We start from the raw sequence: 20,510 nt of genomic DNA on the forward strand, positions 1-20,510 counted from the left end.
GTAAAATAGCTTAACCCGAACTGAGGTTAATTAGTCAATTACAGGTAACGGAGATAACAGCCTTGCATGCACTGTAATTTCTTCACGATCGTAATATAAATGTTTAGCAAACAACTCATATTTAACATTGTAATGGCTAAACATATCTTTCATGGTTTGCAGATCTTCATTAACTTGTTGGTAACGACCTTTCATTGGAAGCTTTAAATTAAACATAGCTTCTTTACAGTAACCCTTCAATAACCACTCAGCCATAAGTTTAGCTACACGTTGTGGTTTTTCTATCATGTCGCACACTAACCAATAATTATTCTGCTTCATTGGCGTGTATTTAAAACCATCCATCATTTTATGTTTAACTTGGCCTGTTTCCATTAAAGATTCAGCCATTGGACCATTATCAATAGCGGTAACCATCATGCCACGTCTAACTAATTGATATGTCCAACCACCAGGAGCAGAACCTAAATCAACAGCTTTTAACCCTGATGTTAAACGTTCATTCCATTCATCTCTTGGAATGAAGTATAAAAACGCTTCATCAAGTTTAAGTGTAGAGCGACTCGGCGCAGCATTTGGAAATTTTAAACGCGGAATACCCATAACATGTGCTGAGCTATTATGCGCATACGAATAGCCTAAAATAACTTCGTTACCACTTAAAAATAAAGCATGTAAAATAGCGCCATCGTTATCGCCTTTTTCAGTTAAAGCACCTGACTTTCTTAATGCTTGTCTAAGCGGTACAGCAAGTTTACGACAAAATTTAGACAACTCTTTACCGTCATTAGTATCTGTCATTTCCATACGTAAATCAGCATATTGCCAATCTGCACCTAGTGCTTCAGTAATCGCTTCAACACGGTTGTAATCAGGTAAATCAAGTTTTTCTACGACACTTAAAAACCATTGGCGAGCAAAGATTAATCGTCGCAGTGGCATTTCACTTAAAAGCTTATCGCCCTCTTCTGCCACATTTAAGTGAAAGTAAACGAGCCCCTGATTTTTTTTCAATTCTAAGTAGCCGTAAACTTCATTCCACGCTGCTTTTTCTTGAATTTCTGCACCACACTCTTTTTCAAAGCCTGGGCGACAATATAATATAATAGAGGCCATATTTACTTTCTTATTTACTTTTAATGAATTAGGAATTTACCTAAAAGGGATCATGAATATTGTATTTTAGTTGTTTGGTTCAAGTACTTTCTTGCTCACAAATATGAGACACAACCAAGCTAAAGCTAATAACATACCACCAACAGGTGCTAATTTTCCGATAACAGCCCCGATACTTGTAAGAGCAAAAAATGTTTTCACATATAAGCTACCACTAAAGCACAAAATACCTAAACTGAAACATACTGCCGAACTAAGCAACCATTTAGAGGCTGTTCTTGTGTACCAAACAATCGACACAAATAAAGCAAGCGTATGAATAAACTGATAAAATTGCGCGTTTTCAATTCGCACTTTATCAACCACAGATAATGCTTGCCCAGCATGAGCAAACCAAGCGCCGAATAATACTGAAAAAGCACCACTTATACCAACAAAAAGCAATAATAAGCGTATTAAGTTAAGACTTCTCATGAATAAACCTAGTTAACTGTTCAGCAGCGGTTTTAAGGTGTTGAGCATGAGTATAGCCCGATTTCACTCTAGGCTTTAAATCATGATCACCGTCTTCAAAATAATAGACCTTACATAAAGGTGAAATATCATAGTTTTCTATTTCACTTTGGTCTCCTAAAGCATCTCTATCACCTTGAAGAATAAGTGTAGGTAAGAGAGTTTCTTGTAAAGGCTCTAAACGAAGCTTTTCAGGCTTTTTTTGAGGATGAAAAGGATAGCCAATACAAATTACGCCCATGATGCCTGCTGAAGCTTTTTCGTTTACTTGATAAACTAGCTCAGATGAAGAAAGTGTTGCAGCTACTCGCCCCCCCATAGATTTACCTCCAATAAAAATAGGTAAGTTATTTGGGTTATTATTAAGGTAATGTTTTACTACAGCTTCAAAACATTCAAGCAACAATGGCATTCTGTTAGGCGGGTATTTTCTACCATCAACTAAACGCTTATCCATGTAAGGAAAGTTAAAACGCACTACGTTAATATTTTTCTCATTTAATGCAGCGGTAAAGTTTTCCATAAAGTGATGACTTTTATCAGCACCTGCACCATGAGCAAAAATAAATAAAGCATTCGGTTGTTCAACAAAACTTTCAATAATTGATGGTTCAACTTTTATTGCTTCAATAACGTTAGTTTTAGTATTAATCGTCATATAAGTCTTCTTCTTGCTCTAATGCTACAGTTTCTAACACCCATTCTCTAAAGGCAGCTATTTTACCTAAATCACGTTGATGTTCACGACAAACAATGTAATGGGAATTTTTACTCACCAACACTTCATGGAATGGACAAATCAAACGCCCTGAATCAATATCTGGCTTAGCAAAAGCACTGTTTGCTAATGCCACACCTTGTCCATGAATAGCTGCCTGAACCACCATAGCGGAATGACTAAAGATAGGTCCATGATTTACATTCACACCTTTAACTTTTACTTTTTTAAACCATAAGGTCCAATCTTTACGAGATGTATCATGTAATAAAGTGTGGTTAGCTAAATCTTCAATTTTCTTCAGTGGTTTACCATGAGTGAATATAAGCGGTGAGCAAACCGGAATTAAATATTCTTGGTGAAGTTTTTCGGTATGTAAATCTCCCCAATCACCACGACCATAATAGATAGCTACATCGACATCTTCAGTTAATAAATTATCTGTTTGTTCTACAGCTTTTATTCTTACATCGATATCAGGATGTTCGAGACTAAAAGCATTTAATCGGGGAATTAACCATTGAATAGCAAAACTTGGCTGCAAACTAACGGTAATTGCCCCTTTATCACCTCGAGCAAATAGTTTCTCAGTTGCTTCCTGAATATTATTAAAAACATCTTTAATATCTAAATAGTAAGACTGTCCCTCTTCCGTTAAAAGAAGCGCTCTATTTTTCCGCATGAACAACTTAAGACCAATAAATTCTTCTAATGCTTTTATTTGATGACTAACCGCTGCCTGCGTAACAAAAAGCTCTTCTGCTGCACGGGTAAAACTTAGGTGTCTCGCTGACGCTTCAAACACCCTTAAAGCGTTCAGAGGCGGTAGTTTACTTGCCATTATTTTATTTCACTTAAATTGATAATCGTTAAGTAGACAAACTTATTTTTAATATAGTCATATTAGCTAAACAAGCAACAAGTATCCATTAGTTTTTCTAATGATTAACATTAATAATAGTCGTTTTTAATGTTGCCAACATTACCTTATTATACACAGCATAGATGAAGGACTTCATCTCAACCCCATAATTGGATGGGCTATAGAAAAAATTGTAAAGTACACATTACAATTAATATTGAGAAAATAGGTCCTAAAAAATCTATACGTAAATTAATGTATTATTTTTTAAAAAGGGTCCAAAATGAAAAACGTAAAAATGTTAATAACGACAATAGCACTAACTTTAGCTGCATCAGCTTCAGTACAAGCTATCGAGTTAGTACAAGTAGAAGATTTAAATAACAATGCTTTAGCAATCAATGTAAACACTGAGTTAGCACAATCATTAAAGAATATGAGCGCACTAACAATAAATGTTGAAAAATCTGCTCAAGAGATTCTTGTTATTCAAAGTGATGAACAGTTTAATTCAATCGACTTAGACTCTACATTAGTAGCTGTAGCTGAGTAATATATATCTTCTATTGGCTTCTCTAGGGCTAATTTTTGATAGCATACGCTAAGTGTTATTGGTGTAAAAATAGTAAATCCCAACCATAAAAAAAGGTGCTTAAAGCACCTTTTTTAGTATCTAAAATTGCTATTAACAATATTAAATATGATCAACAGCAATAATTTCATACTCAACAACGCCACCAGGGGTTGTTATTTCAATCTCAGTATCCACTTCTTTACCAATTAAGCCACGAGCTATTGGAGAGTTTAACGAGATACGACCCGTTTTAAAATCTGCTTCGTCATCACCAACAATTTGATATTTAACTTCTACTTCAGTCTCAATATTTAATAAAGTAACCGTTACGCCAAAAATCACTTTACCGTGATTAGGGATTTTTGTTACATCAATAATTTGAGCATTACAAAGACGCCCTTCAATATCTTGAATACGACCTTCACAAAAACCTTGTTCTTCTTTTGCTGCATGGTACTCAGCATTTTCTTTTAAGTCACCATGTTCGCGCGCGTCAGCAATGTCTTTAACAATACGTGGACGTTTTTCTGTTTTTAAAATTCTAAGCTCTTCTTTTAACTGTTCAGCACCAAGAAGTGTCATTGGATATTTGGTCATTTTATTTCTTCTTAATCTTTAATAACAAATAAAAAAGTGGTCTTTCGTTAGAAACACCACTTTTAAAAATAAATTTTACTCTACGGGAAATTATAATCCCAACGGCTTTATAAAAAAAGATATGTAGAGTAGTGATTTAACATAGTAAATCACTACTCATAATAAAGCTAGTTAGATATTACCTTAGTAATAACTACTTACAACGTAGATGTAATTCTTGAATAGAGTTAACCGTATTTCTATCGTCTGCGGCATGAGCTTGGCAAGCTGCAAAGGCTGCATTCAATGTTGTTGTATAGGCAACTTTATAGCGTAATGCGCCACCACGTAACACTTTAGAATCTTCAATCGCTTTACGACCTTCAGTGGTGTTTATGATGTAGCTATACTCGCTATTTTTAATTCTATCAAGAATATGTGGACGCCCTTCTTGTACTTTATTTACACGACGAACAGGAACACCAGCTTCGCGTAAAATAATTTCAGTACCGTGAGTAGCATCAAGCTCATAGCCTAATTCAACCATTTTCTTAGCTAAATCAACTACACGACCTTTATCACTGTTACGAACAGAGATTAAGGCGCGACCATCTTTAGGAACCGATACTCCAGCACCTAAGTTAGCTTTTGCAAAGGCTTCTTCAAACGTATCACCAACACCCATAACCTCACCTGTAGAACGCATTTCTGGTCCAACTAATGGGTCACTTCCGTGGAATTTGTTAAATGGAATAACAACTTCTTTAACAGAGAAGTACGGTGGAATAACTTCTTCCGTAATACCTAATTCTTTTAAGGTTTTACCTGCCATGACTTGTGCGCCAATTTTAGCTAAAGGTACACCTGTTGCTTTTGATACAAATGGAACCGTACGAGCAGCACGAGGGTTTACTTCAATAAGGTAAACTTCGCCATCTTTAACAGCCATTTGAGTATTCATTAAGCCAATAACACCTAACTCAAAAGCTAAATCTGTTACTTGCTTACGCATTACGTCTTGCACTTCTTGGCTTAAGCTATAAACAGGTAATGAACATGCTGAATCACCTGAGTGAACACCCGCTTGTTCAATGTGTTGCATAATACCGCCAATAACAACATCCGTACCGTCACAAATTACATCAATATCTACTTCAATCGCATCATCTAAGAAGTGATCAAGTAATACTGGAGAATCGTTAGAAACACTCACGGCTTCTGTCATGTAACGACGTAAATCATCTAGGTCATAAACAATTTCCATTGCACGACCACCTAATACGTATGAAGGACGAACAACCAGTGGGAAACCAATCGCTTCAGCTTTAGCCATCGCTTCATCAAGTGATGTTACTGTTGCGTTTTCAGGTTGTAGCAAACCTAAACGGTCAACAGCTTGTTGGAAGCGCTCTCTGTCTTCTGCGCGGTCAATCGCATCTGGAGATGTTCCAATAATTGGTACGCCAGCAGCTTCTAATGCACGAGCTAGTTTAAGAGGCGTTTGACCACCGTATTGAACAATAACGCCTTTTGGCTTTTCAATACGTACAATTTCAAGCACGTCTTCGAAGGTAATTGATTCAAAGTATAAACGATCAGACGTATCGTAATCTGTAGAAACCGTTTCAGGGTTACAGTTAACCATGATTGTTTCGTAGCCGTCTTCACGTAAAGCCAATGCTGCGTGAACACAACAGTAATCAAATTCAATACCTTGTCCGATTCTGTTCGGTCCGCCACCTAAGATCATGATTTTGTCATTATCTGTTGGGTTAGCTTCACATTCTTCATCATAAGTTGAATACATGTAAGCAGTATCTGAACTAAATTCAGCAGCACAAGTATCTACACGTTTGTATACAGGGAATATATTAGCTGCATGACGCTTTTTACGAATTTCAGATTCGTTAACACCAATAACATCAGCAAGACGAGAATCAGCAAAACCTTTACGTTTAAGTTTACGTAAGCGCTCAGGTGTTAATGACTTCATGCCACCTTCTGCAACACTCTTCTCTTCGAGAATTAAATCTTCAATTTGTACTAAGAACCAGCGGTCAATCTTAGTTGCATTGAAAACATCTTCGATAGTTAAACCTAAACGGAATGCATCAGCAACATACCAAATACGATCTGCACCAGCTTCTTGCAGCTCATGCATTATTTTCGTTTTAGCACCTTGTTTAGTCACATCAACAATTGGATCAAAACCATTTACGCCTACTTCTAGTCCACGTAATGCTTTTTGCAATGATTCTTGCTGGTTACGACCAATCGCCATAACTTCACCAACAGATTTCATTTGTGTTGTTAATCTGTCTTCAGAGCCCGCAAATTTTTCAAAGTTAAAACGTGGGATCTTAGTAACAACATAATCGATTGTTGGTTCGAATGATGCTGGAGTTGCACCACCCGTAATATCGTTTTGTAATTCATCAAGGGTATAACCTACAGCGAGCTTGGCTGCAATTTTAGCAATTGGGAAACCTGTAGCTTTAGAGGCTAATGCTGATGAACGAGAAACACGTGGGTTCATTTCAATGATAACCATACGACCAGTATTTGGACATATACCAAACTGAACGTTTGAACCACCTGTTTCAACACCAATTTCACGCAGTACCGCAACAGAAGCGTTACGCATGATTTGGTATTCTTTATCTGTTAATGTTTGAGCTGGTGCAACGGTGATTGAGTCACCCGTATGGATACCCATAGGGTCAAAGTTTTCAATTGAACAAATAATAATACAGTTATCATTTTTGTCACGAACCACTTCCATCTCATACTCTTTCCAACCAATTAATGATTCATCAATCAATAATTCAGAGGTTGGAGAAAGATCTAAGCCACGGGTACATATTTCATCAAATTCTTCGATGTTGTATGCAATACCGCCACCTGTTCCACCCATAGTAAATGATGGACGGATGATACAAGGGAAACCTAAGTTTTTGCTTGCAGCATGCGCTTCATCAATTGTGTGAACAATTTCAGCACGAGGACAATCAAGACCAATATTTTTCATGGCTTGGTCAAAACGTTCGCGGTTTTCAGCTTTGTCGATTGCATCAGCCGTTGCGCCAATCATTTCAACATTAAATTCAGCTAATACACCTTTAGCTTCTAATTCTAATGCACAGTTAAGCGCAGTTTGACCGCCCATTGTTGGTAATACAGCACAAGGACGTTCTTTTTCAATAATTTTACGAACAACTTCCCAATGAATCGGCTCGATGTAAGTAGCATCTGCCATTTCAGGATCAGTCATTATGGTTGCTGGGTTAGAGTTAACTAAAATAACTCGGTAACCTTCTTCGCGTAACGCTTTACAAGCTTGTGCACCTGAATAATCAAATTCACATGCTTGACCAATAACAATTGGTCCAGCGCCTAAGATCAAGATACTTTTTAAATCGGTACGTTTTGGCATTCTCTTTTCTCTCTCTTGTCTTAGCTTAAGCTTTAGCAGCTTTGATTAAATCAATAAAGTGGTCAAATAAAGGTGCCGCATCATGCGGACCTGGGCTCGCTTCAGGATGGCCTTGGAAACTAAATGCAGGCTTATCAGTTAAATGAATACCTTGAATAGTGCCATCAAATAACGACTTATGCGTTACTTTTATGTTTGCCGGCATGTTTGATTCATCAATAGCAAAACCGTGGTTTTGTGAAGTTATCATCACAACATCGCGGCTAAAATCTTTTACTGGGTGGTTAGCACCGTGATGACCATGACTCATTTTAATAGTAGATGCACCGTTTGCTAAACCAAGTAATTGATGTCCTAAACAAATGCCAAAAACAGGTAGGTTAGTAGCTAAAATTTCTTTAATAGCTTCAATAGCATAAGTACATGGCTCTGGGTCACCTGGTCCATTAGATAAAAACACACCATCTGGATTCATGGCTAAAACTTCTGATGCAGGCGTTTGAGCAGGTACAACAGTTAATTTACAACCACGGTCAACTAACATACGTAAAATATTACGTTTAGCACCAAAATCGTATGCAACAACATGATATGGTTTTTCAGCTGGGGTAACAAAGCCTTGACCTAAAACCCAACTACCTTCTGTCCATTCATATTGTTCTTTAGTAGAAACAACTTTAGCTAAATCCATACCTTTAAGACCTGGAAATGCTTTTGCTTGAGCAAGTGCACTGGCTTCGTCTAGTGCTTCGCCTTCAGCAAGGTCGCCAGCAATAATACAACCGTTTTGAGCGCCTTTTTCACGTAATATACGTGTAAGCTTACGTGTATCAATGTCAGCAATACCTAAAATATTATTGCGAGCTAAGTATTCACTTAGGTTTTCTTCATTTCTAAAATTACTTGCTAATAAAGGTAAATCTCTAATAACTAAACCTTTTGCTACAATATCACCCGACTCTTCGTCTTCTGAGTTAGTACCGGTATTACCAACATGTGGATAAGTAAGCGTAACAATTTGTTCTGCATATGATGGATCAGTAAGAATTTCTTGGTAACCAGTCATTGAAGTATTAAATACTACTTCTCCAACAGCCGCCCCATCTGCACCGATAGCGGTGCCTTTAAATACAGTGCCGTCTTCAAGCACTAAAATGGCAGATTTAGTCAATTTAACCTCCGTAAAGAAGAAAACAAACTTAATAATAAACAACTAAATAAATTCTATTATTAAGTATAAAGGTAACATCTAGTATATTTACTAAATGTTAGATATAAAAAATGCCAAAAAATCGCCCTATAAACTAAAAGACCTGAATTTTTGACAAAATCCACTTATTTTACGCTTGAATTGCATTTTCGTCTAGTTAAAAATGTAAAAAACAAGCTTTTATTTGAATTTTTATTCAAAACCGCCAAAAGTAGCAGTTATCTTAAAAAATACGTTATTTTAAACCTAATACATCTTGCATATCATAATAGCCATTATCAGCTTCACTCAACCAAAATGCGGCACGCATAGCACCTAAAGCAAATGTCATACGTGAACTTGCCTTATGAGTGATTTCTAAGCGCTCACCAATATCAGCAAAAAATGCAGTATGTTCACCTACTATGTCGCCAGCTCTTACAGTAGCAAAACCAATGGTTTCTTTATCACGTTCACCAGTGATACCTTCACGACCATATACAGCACATTTATTTAGGTCTCTACCTAGAGTGTCAGCAATCACCTGCCCCATTTTTACTGCGGTTCCAGACGGTGCATCTTTTTTAAATCTATGATGAGCTTCAAATATTTCAATATCAGTATGATCGCCAATGGCTTTAGCGGTGATCTCTAAAAGCTTGAATAACAAGTTAACTCCTACGCTTGTATTAGGCGCAAGTATCACTGGGATTTGCTCACCAGATTGTTTAATTTCATCCACTTGTTGGTCATTAAAGCCTGTAGTACCAATAACTAAAGCTTTATTATGTTGTTGACACCATTTTATATTCTCAAGTGTGGTTTCTATTGAGGTAAAATCAATAAAGACATCAGCTTCAAGTAGCTCATTTAGATCAACTGAGGTTTTAGAGCCTATAGCACCAATACCAGCTAGTTCACCTAAATCAAAATCAACAAACGAAGATGAAGCTCTTACACTACCACCAACTAATTCAATGGATTCATGTTCTATCGCTGCTTGAATTAAATTGCGGCCCATGCGACCACTACACCCTAATATGGCTACTTTTACTTTCATTCTTTATCTCTTTATTTCTTATAATCAAATATCTAAAATGCTTACGTTATTTTGAAAGGTTGCGCTAATTCAATTGAATTTTGTATCTCATGCGAAACAACACTAATTATCTTGCCAATACCTTCTGAACTTTCATCATTAGCGATATGATAAAAGGCGCTAAAGTCAGTGAAGAGTTCGTCATTTTCATCATAAAACAACCAATTTATACATACATCTAAAGAATGCTTTTGACAATATTGATAGCTGGCCTTATCGGCAACTATCTTTGAAATTTTGGCATGCTTTAAAATAGTAAATATATCTATAAATTCTTGTTTAAATTTTTCTTCGTTTTCTAAGTAGGCAATTTTTTCAGGTGTATGTAGTGTACAAGGTAAATGATAACAACTTAATGCTGCTGCCATATCGTATTGCTTGAATGCATTAACATAGCGTGTAAATAATTCATTTAACTCGTGTTCTACATTCATTAATCGACTAACCTAAAATATACCTAATAACAATGTGCTTAATATAAATTAAACAGATATAAAAAAGCCCTCAACGGAGGGCTTTAAAATAATAACTAGCTAACAATAGCTAATAATTCAACTTCAAATATCAACGTCGCGTATGGAGGGATAGCTCCTTGAGAACCACGCTCGCCGTATGCTAAGTTAAATGGAATGTATAAACGCCACTTAGAACCTTCAGTCATTAATTGTAATGCTTCAGTCCAACCAGCGATAACACCGCCAACTGGGAATTCAGCAGGTTGACCGCGATCTACAGAGCTATCAAAAACATCACCGCTAACTAATGAACCATGGTAATGCACACGAACAGTGCTTTGAGCTGTTGGCTTTTCGCCTTCGCCTGTTGCGATTACTTCGTATTGTAAACCTGACTCAGTAACAGTTACTTCATCACGCTTAGCATTTTCTAATAAAAATGCTTCGCCTTCAGCTGCTAATTCTTTAGCTGCTTCTTGCTCTTGCTCTTGTAATTTTTTAGAGACAATACCAAAAGCTTCATTTAAGTCTTCTTCGCTTACTTGGCTTGCAACGTCTGCAATAGCGTCAGCTATACCAGCTTGTACCGCTGTTACGTCGAAATCTTTAAAAGGGTTGTTACGTAATTGGTCACCTAATTGACGACCTACACCGTAACTTACACGTGCTTCGATTGATTCAAATTTGTTTTCAGACATTATTGGGTCTCTTTTATATTAGCTTGGCTTTTCCATGTTTAAATAATTAATTAACCCTCTTAACTTACGTTAATTGGCTAACTTTTAAACACCGATTAGCTTTAAATAAATTTCGCGCGAAATGATAGCATAGAACATATATCCAAGCCACTTGAAGATAGACGATTTAGACTTGAATACAAGATAGATTTTCGGAGATATTGTTAACAAATAATTCAACGTAAAGCGCCATATATAAAGCGAAGTTATTCTCAATTGAACATTTACCGTTATATCTAAAAATTCTGCGTTATTTAAAAATCAGATAAGCATAAGCTGAATATAGAGAGAATATAAGCTTGAATACATTTCCTAACACTTGAGCCTTTGAACAATAAAGTTAATAATACCAATCTGCACTCTTATTAGATTAGATTATGACTTCAAACACCAATTCACATGCACGAACATCTGAAGAAAAAAGCTTAATTAGTTTATTACCCTTTGGCGTATTTTTAGGATTATTTTTAGGGACTGGAATTGTTCTCACTTTAAATGGTGTTGACTTTGCTTTTTACCAACTGCCTGCCAGTATTGCGATAATTCCTGCCATTTTATTTGCAATATTTCTGGGTAAAGCCTCGATAAACACTCAAATTAACCAGTTTATTGATGGTGCAGGTCATAACAATATCATTACCATGTGCGTTATTTACTTGTTAGCTGGAGCTTTTGCCACAGTGGCTAAATCGACAGGTAGTGTTGATGCAAGTGTGCAGCTTGGCTTATCAGTATTCCCTGATTATCTTCTCTTACCTGGCTTATTTATTGTTGCTGCATTTTTATCTACTGCAATGGGTACATCAATGGGCACCATCGCAGCGATTGCTCCAATTGCATTAGGTTTTATTGAAACTGCTAATTTAGACGCGGGTATAGTTGCTGGTTGTATTATTTCTGGTGCTATATTTGGTGATAATTTATCTTTTATTTCTGACACCACAATCGCCTCTACCCGAAGCCAAGGTGCAAAGATGAACGATAAGTTTAAGGTTAACTTTAAGTTCGCTATCCCTGCTGCACTAATTTGTTTAGTGATATTTTTTGTTATTGGCGAAGATATTCCATTTGAACAAGCTAAAGATATTTCTTTAATTGGTCTTATACCTTACATGGTCATTCTAGTTTTAGCTTTATCTGGTGTTAATGTATTTATTGTATTAATAGTAGGGATTATTTTAGCGGCTATTATTGGAATGCTAAGTAATGACTACCAGATATCGAGTTGGGTTAATGACATAAATGCTGGCTTTTCAGGTATGCAAGACACCATGATATTAGCTTTGTTTATTGGTGGTTTAAGTGAATTAATTAAACAACAAGGTGGGCTAGCTGCATTAACTTCTGGCGTAAAATCATTAGCGAATAAGCTTTGTCCTAATAATAAAAAACGTTCAGCGGGTATAGGTATTGCTGGTTTAGCTTTTGCTTGTAACTTCTTCACTGCAAATAATACGGTTTCTATTATAGTAACAGGGGAAGCCGCTAAAAACTTGGCTACTGATGGTGATTTACCACCAGCTCATTCAGCCAGTATTTTAGATATATATGCTTGTATCAGCCAAGGTCTTTTGCCTTATGGCGCTCAAGCTTTATTATTAGGCGCTACACTGAAAATATCACCGGTTGAAGTAGTGCTTAGCTCTTTCTATCCTATGGTATTATTTTTTGTCGGTGGTTATGCATTCTGGCGAGCGACTAAATAATTAGATCTCGGTAAAATAAAATCATTTAGCATAATAAAAAGGCGTAAAACCTTAAGTTTTACGCCTTTTTTGTGTCTAAAAATATTATATGTAATCTTAACTTTTCGCTGCTTCAGCCACTTCAGAAATTGGAATATAACTTGGCTTTACACAAGACGGAGCTTTAGTGCCTACCATCAGTTTTTTAGATTCCGCCAAATGATCTGTTAACTGTTTTATACGCGTTTCATTAGATGGATGTGTTGACAAAAATTCAGGCTGAGATGAGGTTGAATTTTTTGCCATATTTTCCCAAAGTCGAATACTAGCACTCGGTTCAAAGCCTGATTTAGCCATTAAGTCTTGCCCTACAATATCAGCCTCACTTTCATGGGTTCTTCCATATGGCATTAAAATACCATATTGAACGCCTAAGCCTAATCCAGCCATCCAAAGTGCTTGATTTTCATTTTGTTGAATAGCAAGCGCCACACCTGCTAATGCTAAGCCACCTTGAGCCACTTGATTAGAAGACAAACGCTCGTTAGAGTGATGTTCAATAACATGCCCTACTTCGTGCCCCATAATGGCTGCGAGTTGATCTTGGTTTTCAGTAACATTTAAAATACCAGTATAAACACCTATTTTACCGCCAGGTAAAGCAAAAGCGTTTATTTGTGGAGAATCGAACACAACAACTTCCCAATCACCATCATGAGCTGATTTAGGAACATTCACGGTAATGGCATCAGCAACACATTGTACAAATTGATTTGTAGCAGGGTCTTTACTAATTTTAATTTCTGCTTTCATTTGTTCGAAAGATGTTGCTCCCATTTTGCTTAATTCTGTATTTGAATAAAGCATAATCTGGTTTCTTCCTGAAGAAGATGTACTACAAGCACTTAGTAACAATTGAGCGACAACAGCACCCAGTAATAATTTTTTCATGAAAATTCCTAATTCAATAATTTAATTGAAGATATGTTTATAATATTCAAATTTTGATGTGAGATCGACCTTTCAATCGAATATTAAATTTTTAAAGAACAAGTAATCGCTCTTAACGAATGTTTGGTAAATTTTTAGCTCTCTCTTTTAAAAGCTTTTTAATTAGGTGTAATGCGAATTTTAACTCATCTTCTGATTTGGCTGCCATTAATGAAATTCTTACAGCGGAGTGAGGTGTAAAACTATTAAGAACTTTAGTCGCTTTAGAGTTAATTGCTGTACTTTTAACTTTAAAATAATCAGCATTTGAAACTAGTACCCCCCTTTCTTCTAAAACTTTACTGAAGTCTTCACTTCTCCAATATTCAGGTAAAATTAACCACAGATGGAAGCTATTCATTTGCGAGCTTATGTTTACCAATAATTCATCATCATTAAATATATGTCGAGCAATGACTTGCCGTTTACAAGCGATATCTCTTTGCTGATGTTGAATAGCTAATGCCTGTCCTGAAAATATAAGTTTAGCTGCTATCGCTAGAGTAAGTGGCACTGGCATCCATATTGTATTTCGTATCGTTGCTTCAATTCGCTGTTTAAAAGCCTCAGGGAACACAATAAAACCAACACGTAACCCAGGAAATATACATTTAGATAAACTGCTTAAATAAAAACCATGTACTGGTGCAAGGTTAGACATGGCTGGTAACTCAGGACTCAAAAAACCATACACATCATCATCAACCAGCCAAATGTCGTGTTTAATCACTATGTCAGCAATAGCCTTTCTACGTTTAATAGACATGACAGATGCTGTTGGGTTTTGATGAGAAGCAACAACAATAATTAATCTAATATCATACTGTGCAATCGCATTTTCTAATGATTTAGGATTCATTCCTTCATCATCCATAGCCACAGGAATAAGTTTTCTGCCAAATTGTTCAGCTAAAGAAATGATCCCTGGATAACAAAACTCTTCAACAGCAATACAGTCACCATACTCAGTTAAAGTATTAATGAGTACCATCAAACCGTGCTGTGCTCCACTGCATATTGAAACCTTCTTACCCTCGAGCAAAACGCTTTGAGTACTAAGCCAATGAATCGCTGCTTGATGGTCAGTTAAACTGCCACCAGCCATGTTGTAATCCATTAAGTCTGATAACTGAGATTGTTCACTCAATTGCTTTATCTGATCGGTAAGTTGTTTATTGGATATATTAACTTGTGGCTTAATAATAGAAAGGTTAATACTTTTAAGATCATTCGCTTTAATAGCATGAGGCAATATAGGACAAGATGATATAAAGCTCCCTTTACCAACTTTTCCAATAATTAAACCTTTTCGTTCAGCTTCTTTATACACTTTAGTTACGGTAGCTACAGCAATACCTAATAGTGAAGCAAGTTGTCTATGAGTAGGAAGTTTTTCACCCGCCTTTAATTCACCTTGCTCGATAGCCGAGCTAATTTGTAAAAGAAGCGCTTGATGTAGACTAAAGTTAGTTTTTTTATGATCAAAGCCTTCTAACCATTTCAACGATTCAATCATCCCTTCCCCTTAGTAAATAAAGAATACCAATAACTCAAGTAGTACAATCACCCCATTGTACTACTTGAAGCGGTATAATATTTACTGTTTTAACGATTGTTTATTCAAAAGTGATGAAATAACACAAAACTCATCGCATATTTAAGTACTTACTGGTTAAATAATTCTATTGCTTTAATAAGTTTTTTAACGGAGAGAATTCAATGAAAGTAGCATTTATTGGTTTAGGTACTATGGGATATTATATGGCAGGTCATTTACAAAAAAATGGCTTACAGGTTACCGTTTATAATAGAACACAAGCAAAAGCTCTAGCGTGGAAAAACGAATATAACGGTACTACTGCATCTTCACTTAAAGATGCAGTAAAAGGTGCAAAATTAGTTATGTGCTGTGTTGGTAACGACAATGATTTACGCGATGTTTGTTTGAGTGAAAATGGAATATTAGCCGGATTAGAGTCTGGTGCTATTTTAGTTGATCATACAACCACATCAGCTGAAGTTGCCAAAGAAATATCTGAAGCTTGTCTCAAACAAAGTAATGTATTTTTAGATGCGCCAGTGTCTGGTGGCGAAATTGGGGCAAAAAACGGTGCATTAACCATAATGGTTGGTGGTAATGAAGAAAAATTTCAACAGATTGAAAGTACACTTAATATCTACGCTAAACAAGTTACCCTATTAGGTAACGTTGGCTCAGGACAAACCTGTAAAATGGTCAATCAATTATGTATTGCAGGTATATTACAAGGCTTGAGTGAAGGATTAACCTTAGCAAAGAAATCAGGTTTAGATTTAGTTACAGTCAGAGATGTGCTTAAGCACGGCGCAGCACAATCTTGGCAATTAGAACAACGAGCTCATACTATGGCTGCAGATGAGTTTGATTTTGGCTTTGCTATAGATTGGATGAGAAAAGATTTAGCCATATGTTTAGAGCAAGCTGAAAAATTAAGTGTAAATTTACCCGTAGCTAAAATGGTAGATGCTTCTTATGAACGTTTACAAAAACAAGGTTTTAATCGCTGTGATACCTCTGTACTCATCAAAGATATTTCGTAAAAACTAACAATCTGTCCTAGTACTAATTTAAGCAGTTAATCCTTGTTGAGGTTAACTGCTTCTTTAACTTTATATATTCAATATATAAAGTTAAAGACTTCTCTTTGTCAAACGTCCTATAAAATGGCTAAAACACATTTCATGACTTATATTTACATGTAATCAGCTAAAAAGCTGTTCTAAATAATTGGGGCTTGATATGAACATCAGAAACATAAAAATTAAACGTCGTTTACAGCTAAATTTAGTGATTGTATTTATATCGTTCTTCATTTCAATACTGCTTACTTTAAATGCATTTAAAACATCACTCTTACAACAAAAATACGAAAAAACTCAAAACTTAGTTGAAGTCGCCTACGAAATTATTCACCATAATTTTAATCGAATAAAAGTCGAAGGTATAAGCACAGAGCAAGCACAAAAATCAGCTAAAAATGCCATCAATGCACTTCGCTACGATAAAACCAATTACTATTGGATTAATGATTACTCTGCAACCATGGTAATGCATCCCATCAAACCAGCATTAATCGGCAAGGATCTGTCTGAATTTAAAGACCCAAACGGTTTAAAACTGTTTCAAGAAATGGTTGATATCGTGAAAAAACAAAAAGAAGGTTTTGTTCCATATTACTGGGCTAAGCAAGCAGGCGAAATACCCGTAGCTAAAATAAGTTATGTTAAAGGTTTTAATGAATGGGGCTGGATTGTAGGTTCAGGCATTTATCTTGATGATGTAGATGCTGAATTTGCGTCTATGGCAATACTCACCTCAAGTATTGGTGCTATTGCATTTATTATTTTTATTATTTTCACTGTGTTTATTCAACGCTCTATCCTTAGACCTCTTAATGAAACCGTTGATATGATCACTGACATTAGTGAAGGTGAAGGTGATTTAACCAAGCGTTTACAAGTTAAAGGAAATGACGAACTAACCAGTTTAACGCGTGGCTTTAATAAGTATTCTGAAAAAATATCACGCTTAGTGATTGACGTAGACTCAAGTGCTACACAAGTTAAGGATAATGCAAAGTCATTAGATAACCTAAATCAAAAAGCTAAGTACTTAGCTGAGCAGCAAAATGATCAAACAGGACAATTAGAAAATTCAATGCAGGAGATGCAAGCGACCATCAACGAAATAGCTAAAAATGCTGAATCAGCAGCACATGAAACAAATCAAGGTAAAGCGTTAGTCGATGAAGGCCAGAATATAGTAATTAATACTGTAAAAGAAATTGAAGCGTTATCTGTGAATGTACAAGAAGCTTCTGAAGTCATTAAAACCCTTGCTGATGAAACAGAAAACATAGGAACAGTGCTTGATGTTATAAGAAGTATAGCCGACCAAACTAATTTGCTTGCACTTAATGCCGCGATAGAAGCAGCAAGAGCCGGTGAACATGGTAGAGGTTTTGCTGTGGTTGCAGATGAAGTAAGAACATTAGCAAGCAGAACAGGACAATCTACGGAAGAAATACAAAAAATGATTTATAAACTTCAACAAGGCAGTAGTTCAGCTGTATCCGTTATAGAATCAAGTGCAACAAAAGCTATTGAAACAACCACTCATGTTAACCAAGCTAATGATTCGTTGGATAAAATTTCAGAAGTTATCCAACGAATTAACGACATGAATATGCAAATAGCCACTGCAGCTGAAGAACAATCATTATCTGCCAATGAAATTAATGAAAGTGTGCAACGTATTTCAAACTTATCACACGAATCTCTTGAAGGAACAGATTCAGCCGCACAACGTTCGTCTGAATTAAATGACATGGGAGAGAATTTATTACAGAAGCTAAGTTCTTTTAAAGTGAAATAGAGTTTTCATTAAGGTAATTAATACTACTTTTTCATGAGAATCGTAAAAGTAACAATAAATAAAGATATAAAAAAATGCTCAACTACTTGGTAGTTGAGCATTTTTATAATAACAAGCTACAAACCTGATTACAGAGGTAGTAAGATAAACCTACCTATTTGCAACCAAACAATTTGTTAGCTTTAATCTCTTCAACAGCAGCTTCAGGAACGGAACTTTCCCATCCTGGTGTTCCAGCCATTAATTGTTTTAATACTTCTCTAGAATAAATGCGACATAAATCAGTATCGCTACATTCGATACCAGAAATAAAGTTATTCTCTAATAAATGTTTATATAAATAACGTAAGTGATCTGGCACTCTCACTTTAGAGAAGTCAGTTAACTCACCTGCTTCGTCAAGCTCAGGGTAAACAAACATGCGCGTGTTATCTGGAAATAGCTTACCAAAAGCTTCAAGTATTCCACCTTCAACCCCACGGTAATATTGCTCATCAAATATTTGTCGCATATTCATCATACCTACCACAATACCAATTTGTAATTGTGTGTATTGACGGAAGTAGGCACGTAAAGAAAAGTAACGTGTATAATCTGAAATCATTACGCTATAACCTAATGAGTTAAGTAATCTAACTCGGGCAATAATATCAGCCTCTGGGACCTTAGCATCATTACCATATGGATCATTTAACGATATTTCAGCAATAGCTATTGTAGTTTTTCCATCTAAATTATTAAGTGCATTAAAAGAGTTTTTACCTTGCTCGATCATGTCGACATTTAATTTAGTAACAGGCTTAAACGACCCACGAATAGTTAATACATTCTTTTTGTACAACATATCTGCAGGAACAGTTACTGAACCATCAGGCTTGAACATAATGGCACGTGTTTTCCAACTACGAATTAAGTGAAGATTAATAGCACGGTTATCTATATCTTCAAAATATGGCCCTTCAAACTCAATGGCATCAATTTCTATACGATCTTTGCCAATATTATCTGTTAACGAATCGATAATGTTTTTAGGATTTTCAAAATAATAATAAGCGGCATAAATTAGATTTACACCTAAGTCTCCCAACGCTGCCTGCTGTAGTTCAGCATTTTCATCATGCATACGAACATGAATGGTGATATTTGACGGCTCTGCACCTGGGTACATTTGAACTCGAACACCACACCAAGCATGACATTCGTTTTTACGATTAAAACTTTTTGCTGCTACCGTTGCTGCATATGAAAAATAACGAGATGATTTAGAACGAATATCACCAACTCGATCAACAACCAAATCAAACTCTTGAGTCATCATTGCTTTTACACGAGCTTTACTTACATAACGTCTATCTTCTTGTACACCATATATAGCATCCGAAAACTTCATATCATAAGCAGACATCGTTTTAGCGATAGTACCTGCAGCTGCTCCTGCTAAAAAGAATTGCCTAGCAACTTCTTGTCCAGCACCTATTTCTACAATAGTACCGTATTTCTTTTCATCAAGATTAAGACGTAAGGCTTTGTTGATAGTACTGCGCGAGCTAACTTTTTTGTCCATGAGTTCTCCAAACTTCATCAATAGGTTCACAATAGCTTATTCAATTAAACTAAATTAAGTTAAAAAATAAACAACATGTAAGGATATAGTTTTTATCAATTATATATATTATAACGACTTCTTAGTACTTTGTTATTAAATATTATTTTCCTTTTGCACTATAAAAACAGAATAAAAGATTTATCAGGTAAAATAACGATAAAATTACAATTTATTGTAGATAAAAAAAGAGCTAAAAGGATCCAAAATTTATCTAATTCGATCTGAATATCAATAAAATTTAAGGTAAACAAATGTAGATTTATACACATTTACAATAAATAAAGTCATTTCATCCACAATTTAATTAAGTCACCTTAAATTTAGAAGATAATGAATACAAAATCTGTGGATAAAAACAACAAAAAAATAACCGTTCAAAAACAACACAACTAGGTTAAATCAATTAAAAACAGCAGGTTATTAGCAATATAAAGACTTGCTAACAATGATATCCACAGGTTTTGTGGATATCATTGCTATATTAATGAATAACAGGATCATTTCACCAGTAAATTCCTTAATTTTATACACAAAACCGATCCC

16 protein-coding genes and 1 pseudogene are annotated in these 20,510 nt (G+C 35.6%); 4 read left to right on the forward strand and 13 right to left on the reverse strand.

What is annotated here, in order from left to right:
* Nucleotides 1-30: 30 nt before the first annotated feature.
* From rlmM to Q5N69_RS06810, 4 genes are all read right to left on the reverse strand, one after another.
* Nucleotides 31-1,116, reverse strand: a complete 1,086-nt coding sequence (rlmM, locus tag Q5N69_RS06795) for a 23S rRNA (cytidine(2498)-2'-O)-methyltransferase RlmM (protein ID WP_304368107.1) — start codon at nucleotides 1,114-1,116, stop codon at nucleotides 31-33.
* A 66-nt stretch (nucleotides 1,117-1,182) separates the two neighbouring features.
* A complete protein-coding gene (locus tag Q5N69_RS06800) occupies nucleotides 1,183-1,590 on the reverse strand; it encodes a DUF423 domain-containing protein (RefSeq protein WP_304368108.1) in 408 nt (135 codons plus the stop codon).
* The gene (locus Q5N69_RS06805; protein ID WP_304368109.1) at nucleotides 1,577-2,287 is read right to left on the reverse strand and encodes an alpha/beta family hydrolase; all 711 of its coding nucleotides are present in this window, start codon (nucleotides 2,285-2,287) and stop codon (nucleotides 1,577-1,579) included. The genes Q5N69_RS06800 and Q5N69_RS06805 overlap by 14 nt, the downstream gene beginning before the upstream one ends.
* Nucleotides 2,277-3,188, reverse strand: coding sequence for a transcriptional regulator GcvA (locus Q5N69_RS06810; RefSeq protein ID WP_304368110.1), 912 nt, complete (start codon nucleotides 3,186-3,188; stop codon nucleotides 2,277-2,279). Before Q5N69_RS06810 ends, Q5N69_RS06805 begins: the two co-directional genes overlap by 11 nt.
* Before the next feature lie 304 nt (nucleotides 3,189-3,492).
* Here Q5N69_RS06810 and Q5N69_RS06815 point away from each other — a divergent pair, with 304 nt between their 5' ends.
* On the forward strand, nucleotides 3,493-3,762 hold the full coding sequence (locus Q5N69_RS06815) for a hypothetical protein (RefSeq protein ID WP_304368111.1): 270 nt from the start codon (nucleotides 3,493-3,495) through the stop codon (nucleotides 3,760-3,762).
* Between the two features lie 141 nt (nucleotides 3,763-3,903).
* Here the strand turns inward: Q5N69_RS06815 and greA are convergent, their stop codons facing one another.
* The 6 genes from greA to Q5N69_RS06845 all read right to left on the reverse strand — a co-directional run bounded on the left by greA (nucleotide 3,904) and on the right by Q5N69_RS06845 (nucleotide 11,233).
* Nucleotides 3,904-4,380, reverse strand: a complete 477-nt coding sequence (greA, locus tag Q5N69_RS06820; protein WP_304368112.1) for a transcription elongation factor GreA — start codon at nucleotides 4,378-4,380, stop codon at nucleotides 3,904-3,906.
* Nucleotides 4,381-4,573: 193 nt separating this feature from the next.
* Nucleotides 4,574-7,792: a carbamoyl-phosphate synthase large subunit gene (gene carB / locus Q5N69_RS06825; RefSeq protein ID WP_304368113.1), complete on the reverse strand. Its 3,219-nt coding sequence runs from the start codon at nucleotides 7,790-7,792 to the stop codon at nucleotides 4,574-4,576.
* A 25-nt stretch (nucleotides 7,793-7,817) separates the two neighbouring features.
* The gene (carA, locus tag Q5N69_RS06830; RefSeq protein ID WP_304368114.1) at nucleotides 7,818-8,963 is read right to left on the reverse strand and encodes a glutamine-hydrolyzing carbamoyl-phosphate synthase small subunit; all 1,146 of its coding nucleotides are present in this window, start codon (nucleotides 8,961-8,963) and stop codon (nucleotides 7,818-7,820) included.
* Nucleotides 8,964-9,237: 274 nt separating this feature from the next.
* Nucleotides 9,238-10,041, reverse strand: coding sequence for a 4-hydroxy-tetrahydrodipicolinate reductase (gene dapB / locus Q5N69_RS06835; RefSeq protein WP_304368115.1), 804 nt, complete (start codon nucleotides 10,039-10,041; stop codon nucleotides 9,238-9,240).
* A 41-nt stretch (nucleotides 10,042-10,082) separates the two neighbouring features.
* Nucleotides 10,083-10,514, reverse strand: coding sequence for a hypothetical protein (locus Q5N69_RS06840; RefSeq protein WP_304368116.1), 432 nt, complete (start codon nucleotides 10,512-10,514; stop codon nucleotides 10,083-10,085).
* A 95-nt stretch (nucleotides 10,515-10,609) separates the two neighbouring features.
* Nucleotides 10,610-11,233 (reverse strand): FKBP-type peptidyl-prolyl cis-trans isomerase, encoded by a 624-nt coding sequence (locus Q5N69_RS06845; protein ID WP_304368117.1) that lies wholly within the window; start codon nucleotides 11,231-11,233, stop codon nucleotides 10,610-10,612.
* A 416-nt stretch (nucleotides 11,234-11,649) separates the two neighbouring features.
* Here Q5N69_RS06845 and Q5N69_RS06850 point away from each other — a divergent pair, with 416 nt between their 5' ends.
* Nucleotides 11,650-12,978: a Na+/H+ antiporter NhaC family protein gene (locus tag Q5N69_RS06850; protein WP_304368118.1), complete on the forward strand. Its 1,329-nt coding sequence runs from the start codon at nucleotides 11,650-11,652 to the stop codon at nucleotides 12,976-12,978.
* Between the two features lie 96 nt (nucleotides 12,979-13,074).
* On the opposite strand, the gene Q5N69_RS06855 is transcribed toward Q5N69_RS06850, so the two are convergent.
* Entirely contained in the window at nucleotides 13,075-13,908 is an 834-nt protein-coding gene (locus Q5N69_RS06855; RefSeq protein WP_304368119.1) for a M48 family metallopeptidase, read from the reverse strand.
* Between the two features lie 112 nt (nucleotides 13,909-14,020).
* Nucleotides 14,021-15,463 (reverse strand): PLP-dependent aminotransferase family protein, encoded by a 1,443-nt coding sequence (locus Q5N69_RS06860; protein WP_304368120.1) that lies wholly within the window; start codon nucleotides 15,461-15,463, stop codon nucleotides 14,021-14,023.
* 197 nt (nucleotides 15,464-15,660) lie between these two features.
* On the opposite strand from Q5N69_RS06860, the pseudogene Q5N69_RS06865 reads away from it, so the two are divergent.
* Nucleotides 15,661-16,527: pseudogene (locus Q5N69_RS06865) on the forward strand (NAD(P)-dependent oxidoreductase); the annotation flags it as partial.
* A gap of 199 nt (nucleotides 16,528-16,726) precedes the next feature.
* Entirely contained in the window at nucleotides 16,727-18,361 is a 1,635-nt protein-coding gene (locus Q5N69_RS06870) for a methyl-accepting chemotaxis protein (protein WP_304368121.1), read from the forward strand.
* Between the two features lie 154 nt (nucleotides 18,362-18,515).
* On the opposite strand, the gene Q5N69_RS06875 is transcribed toward Q5N69_RS06870, so the two are convergent.
* Nucleotides 18,516-19,925: a TonB-dependent receptor gene (locus Q5N69_RS06875; protein ID WP_304368122.1), complete on the reverse strand. Its 1,410-nt coding sequence runs from the start codon at nucleotides 19,923-19,925 to the stop codon at nucleotides 18,516-18,518.
* Between the last annotated feature and the right edge of the window lie 585 nt (nucleotides 19,926-20,510).

Origin of the sequence: Pseudocolwellia sp. AS88, from assembly GCF_030551755.1 — a bacterium.
Lineage (GTDB): Bacteria > Pseudomonadota > Gammaproteobacteria > Enterobacterales > Alteromonadaceae > Pseudocolwellia.

Bases quoted from the DNA above. Each gene is read 5' to 3' on its own strand.
- rlmM (WP_304368107.1), bottom strand. From the start codon at position 1,116: ATGGCCTCTATTATATTATATTGTCGCCCAGGCTTTGAAAAAGAGTGT.
- Q5N69_RS06800 (WP_304368108.1), bottom strand. From the start codon at position 1,590: ATGAGAAGTCTTAACTTAATACGCTTATTATTGCTTTTTGTTGGTATA.
- Q5N69_RS06805 (WP_304368109.1), bottom strand. From the start codon at position 2,287: ATGACGATTAATACTAAAACTAACGTTATTGAAGCAATAAAAGTTGAA.
- Q5N69_RS06810 (WP_304368110.1), bottom strand. From the start codon at position 3,188: ATGGCAAGTAAACTACCGCCTCTGAACGCTTTAAGGGTGTTTGAAGCG.
- Q5N69_RS06815 (WP_304368111.1), top strand. From the start codon at position 3,493: ATGAAAAACGTAAAAATGTTAATAACGACAATAGCACTAACTTTAGCT.
- greA (WP_304368112.1), bottom strand. From the start codon at position 4,380: ATGACCAAATATCCAATGACACTTCTTGGTGCTGAACAGTTAAAAGAA.
- carB (WP_304368113.1), bottom strand. From the start codon at position 7,792: ATGCCAAAACGTACCGATTTAAAAAGTATCTTGATCTTAGGCGCTGGA.
- dapB (WP_304368115.1), bottom strand. From the start codon at position 10,041: ATGAAAGTAAAAGTAGCCATATTAGGGTGTAGTGGTCGCATGGGCCGC.
- Q5N69_RS06840 (WP_304368116.1), bottom strand. From the start codon at position 10,514: ATGAATGTAGAACACGAGTTAAATGAATTATTTACACGCTATGTTAAT.
- Q5N69_RS06845 (WP_304368117.1), bottom strand. From the start codon at position 11,233: ATGTCTGAAAACAAATTTGAATCAATCGAAGCACGTGTAAGTTACGGT.
- Q5N69_RS06850 (WP_304368118.1), top strand. From the start codon at position 11,650: ATGACTTCAAACACCAATTCACATGCACGAACATCTGAAGAAAAAAGC.
- Q5N69_RS06855 (WP_304368119.1), bottom strand. From the start codon at position 13,908: ATGAAAAAATTATTACTGGGTGCTGTTGTCGCTCAATTGTTACTAAGT.
- Q5N69_RS06860 (WP_304368120.1), bottom strand. From the start codon at position 15,463: ATGATTGAATCGTTGAAATGGTTAGAAGGCTTTGATCATAAAAAAACT.
- Q5N69_RS06870 (WP_304368121.1), top strand. From the start codon at position 16,727: ATGAACATCAGAAACATAAAAATTAAACGTCGTTTACAGCTAAATTTA.
- Q5N69_RS06875 (WP_304368122.1), bottom strand. From the start codon at position 19,925: ATGGACAAAAAAGTTAGCTCGCGCAGTACTATCAACAAAGCCTTACGT.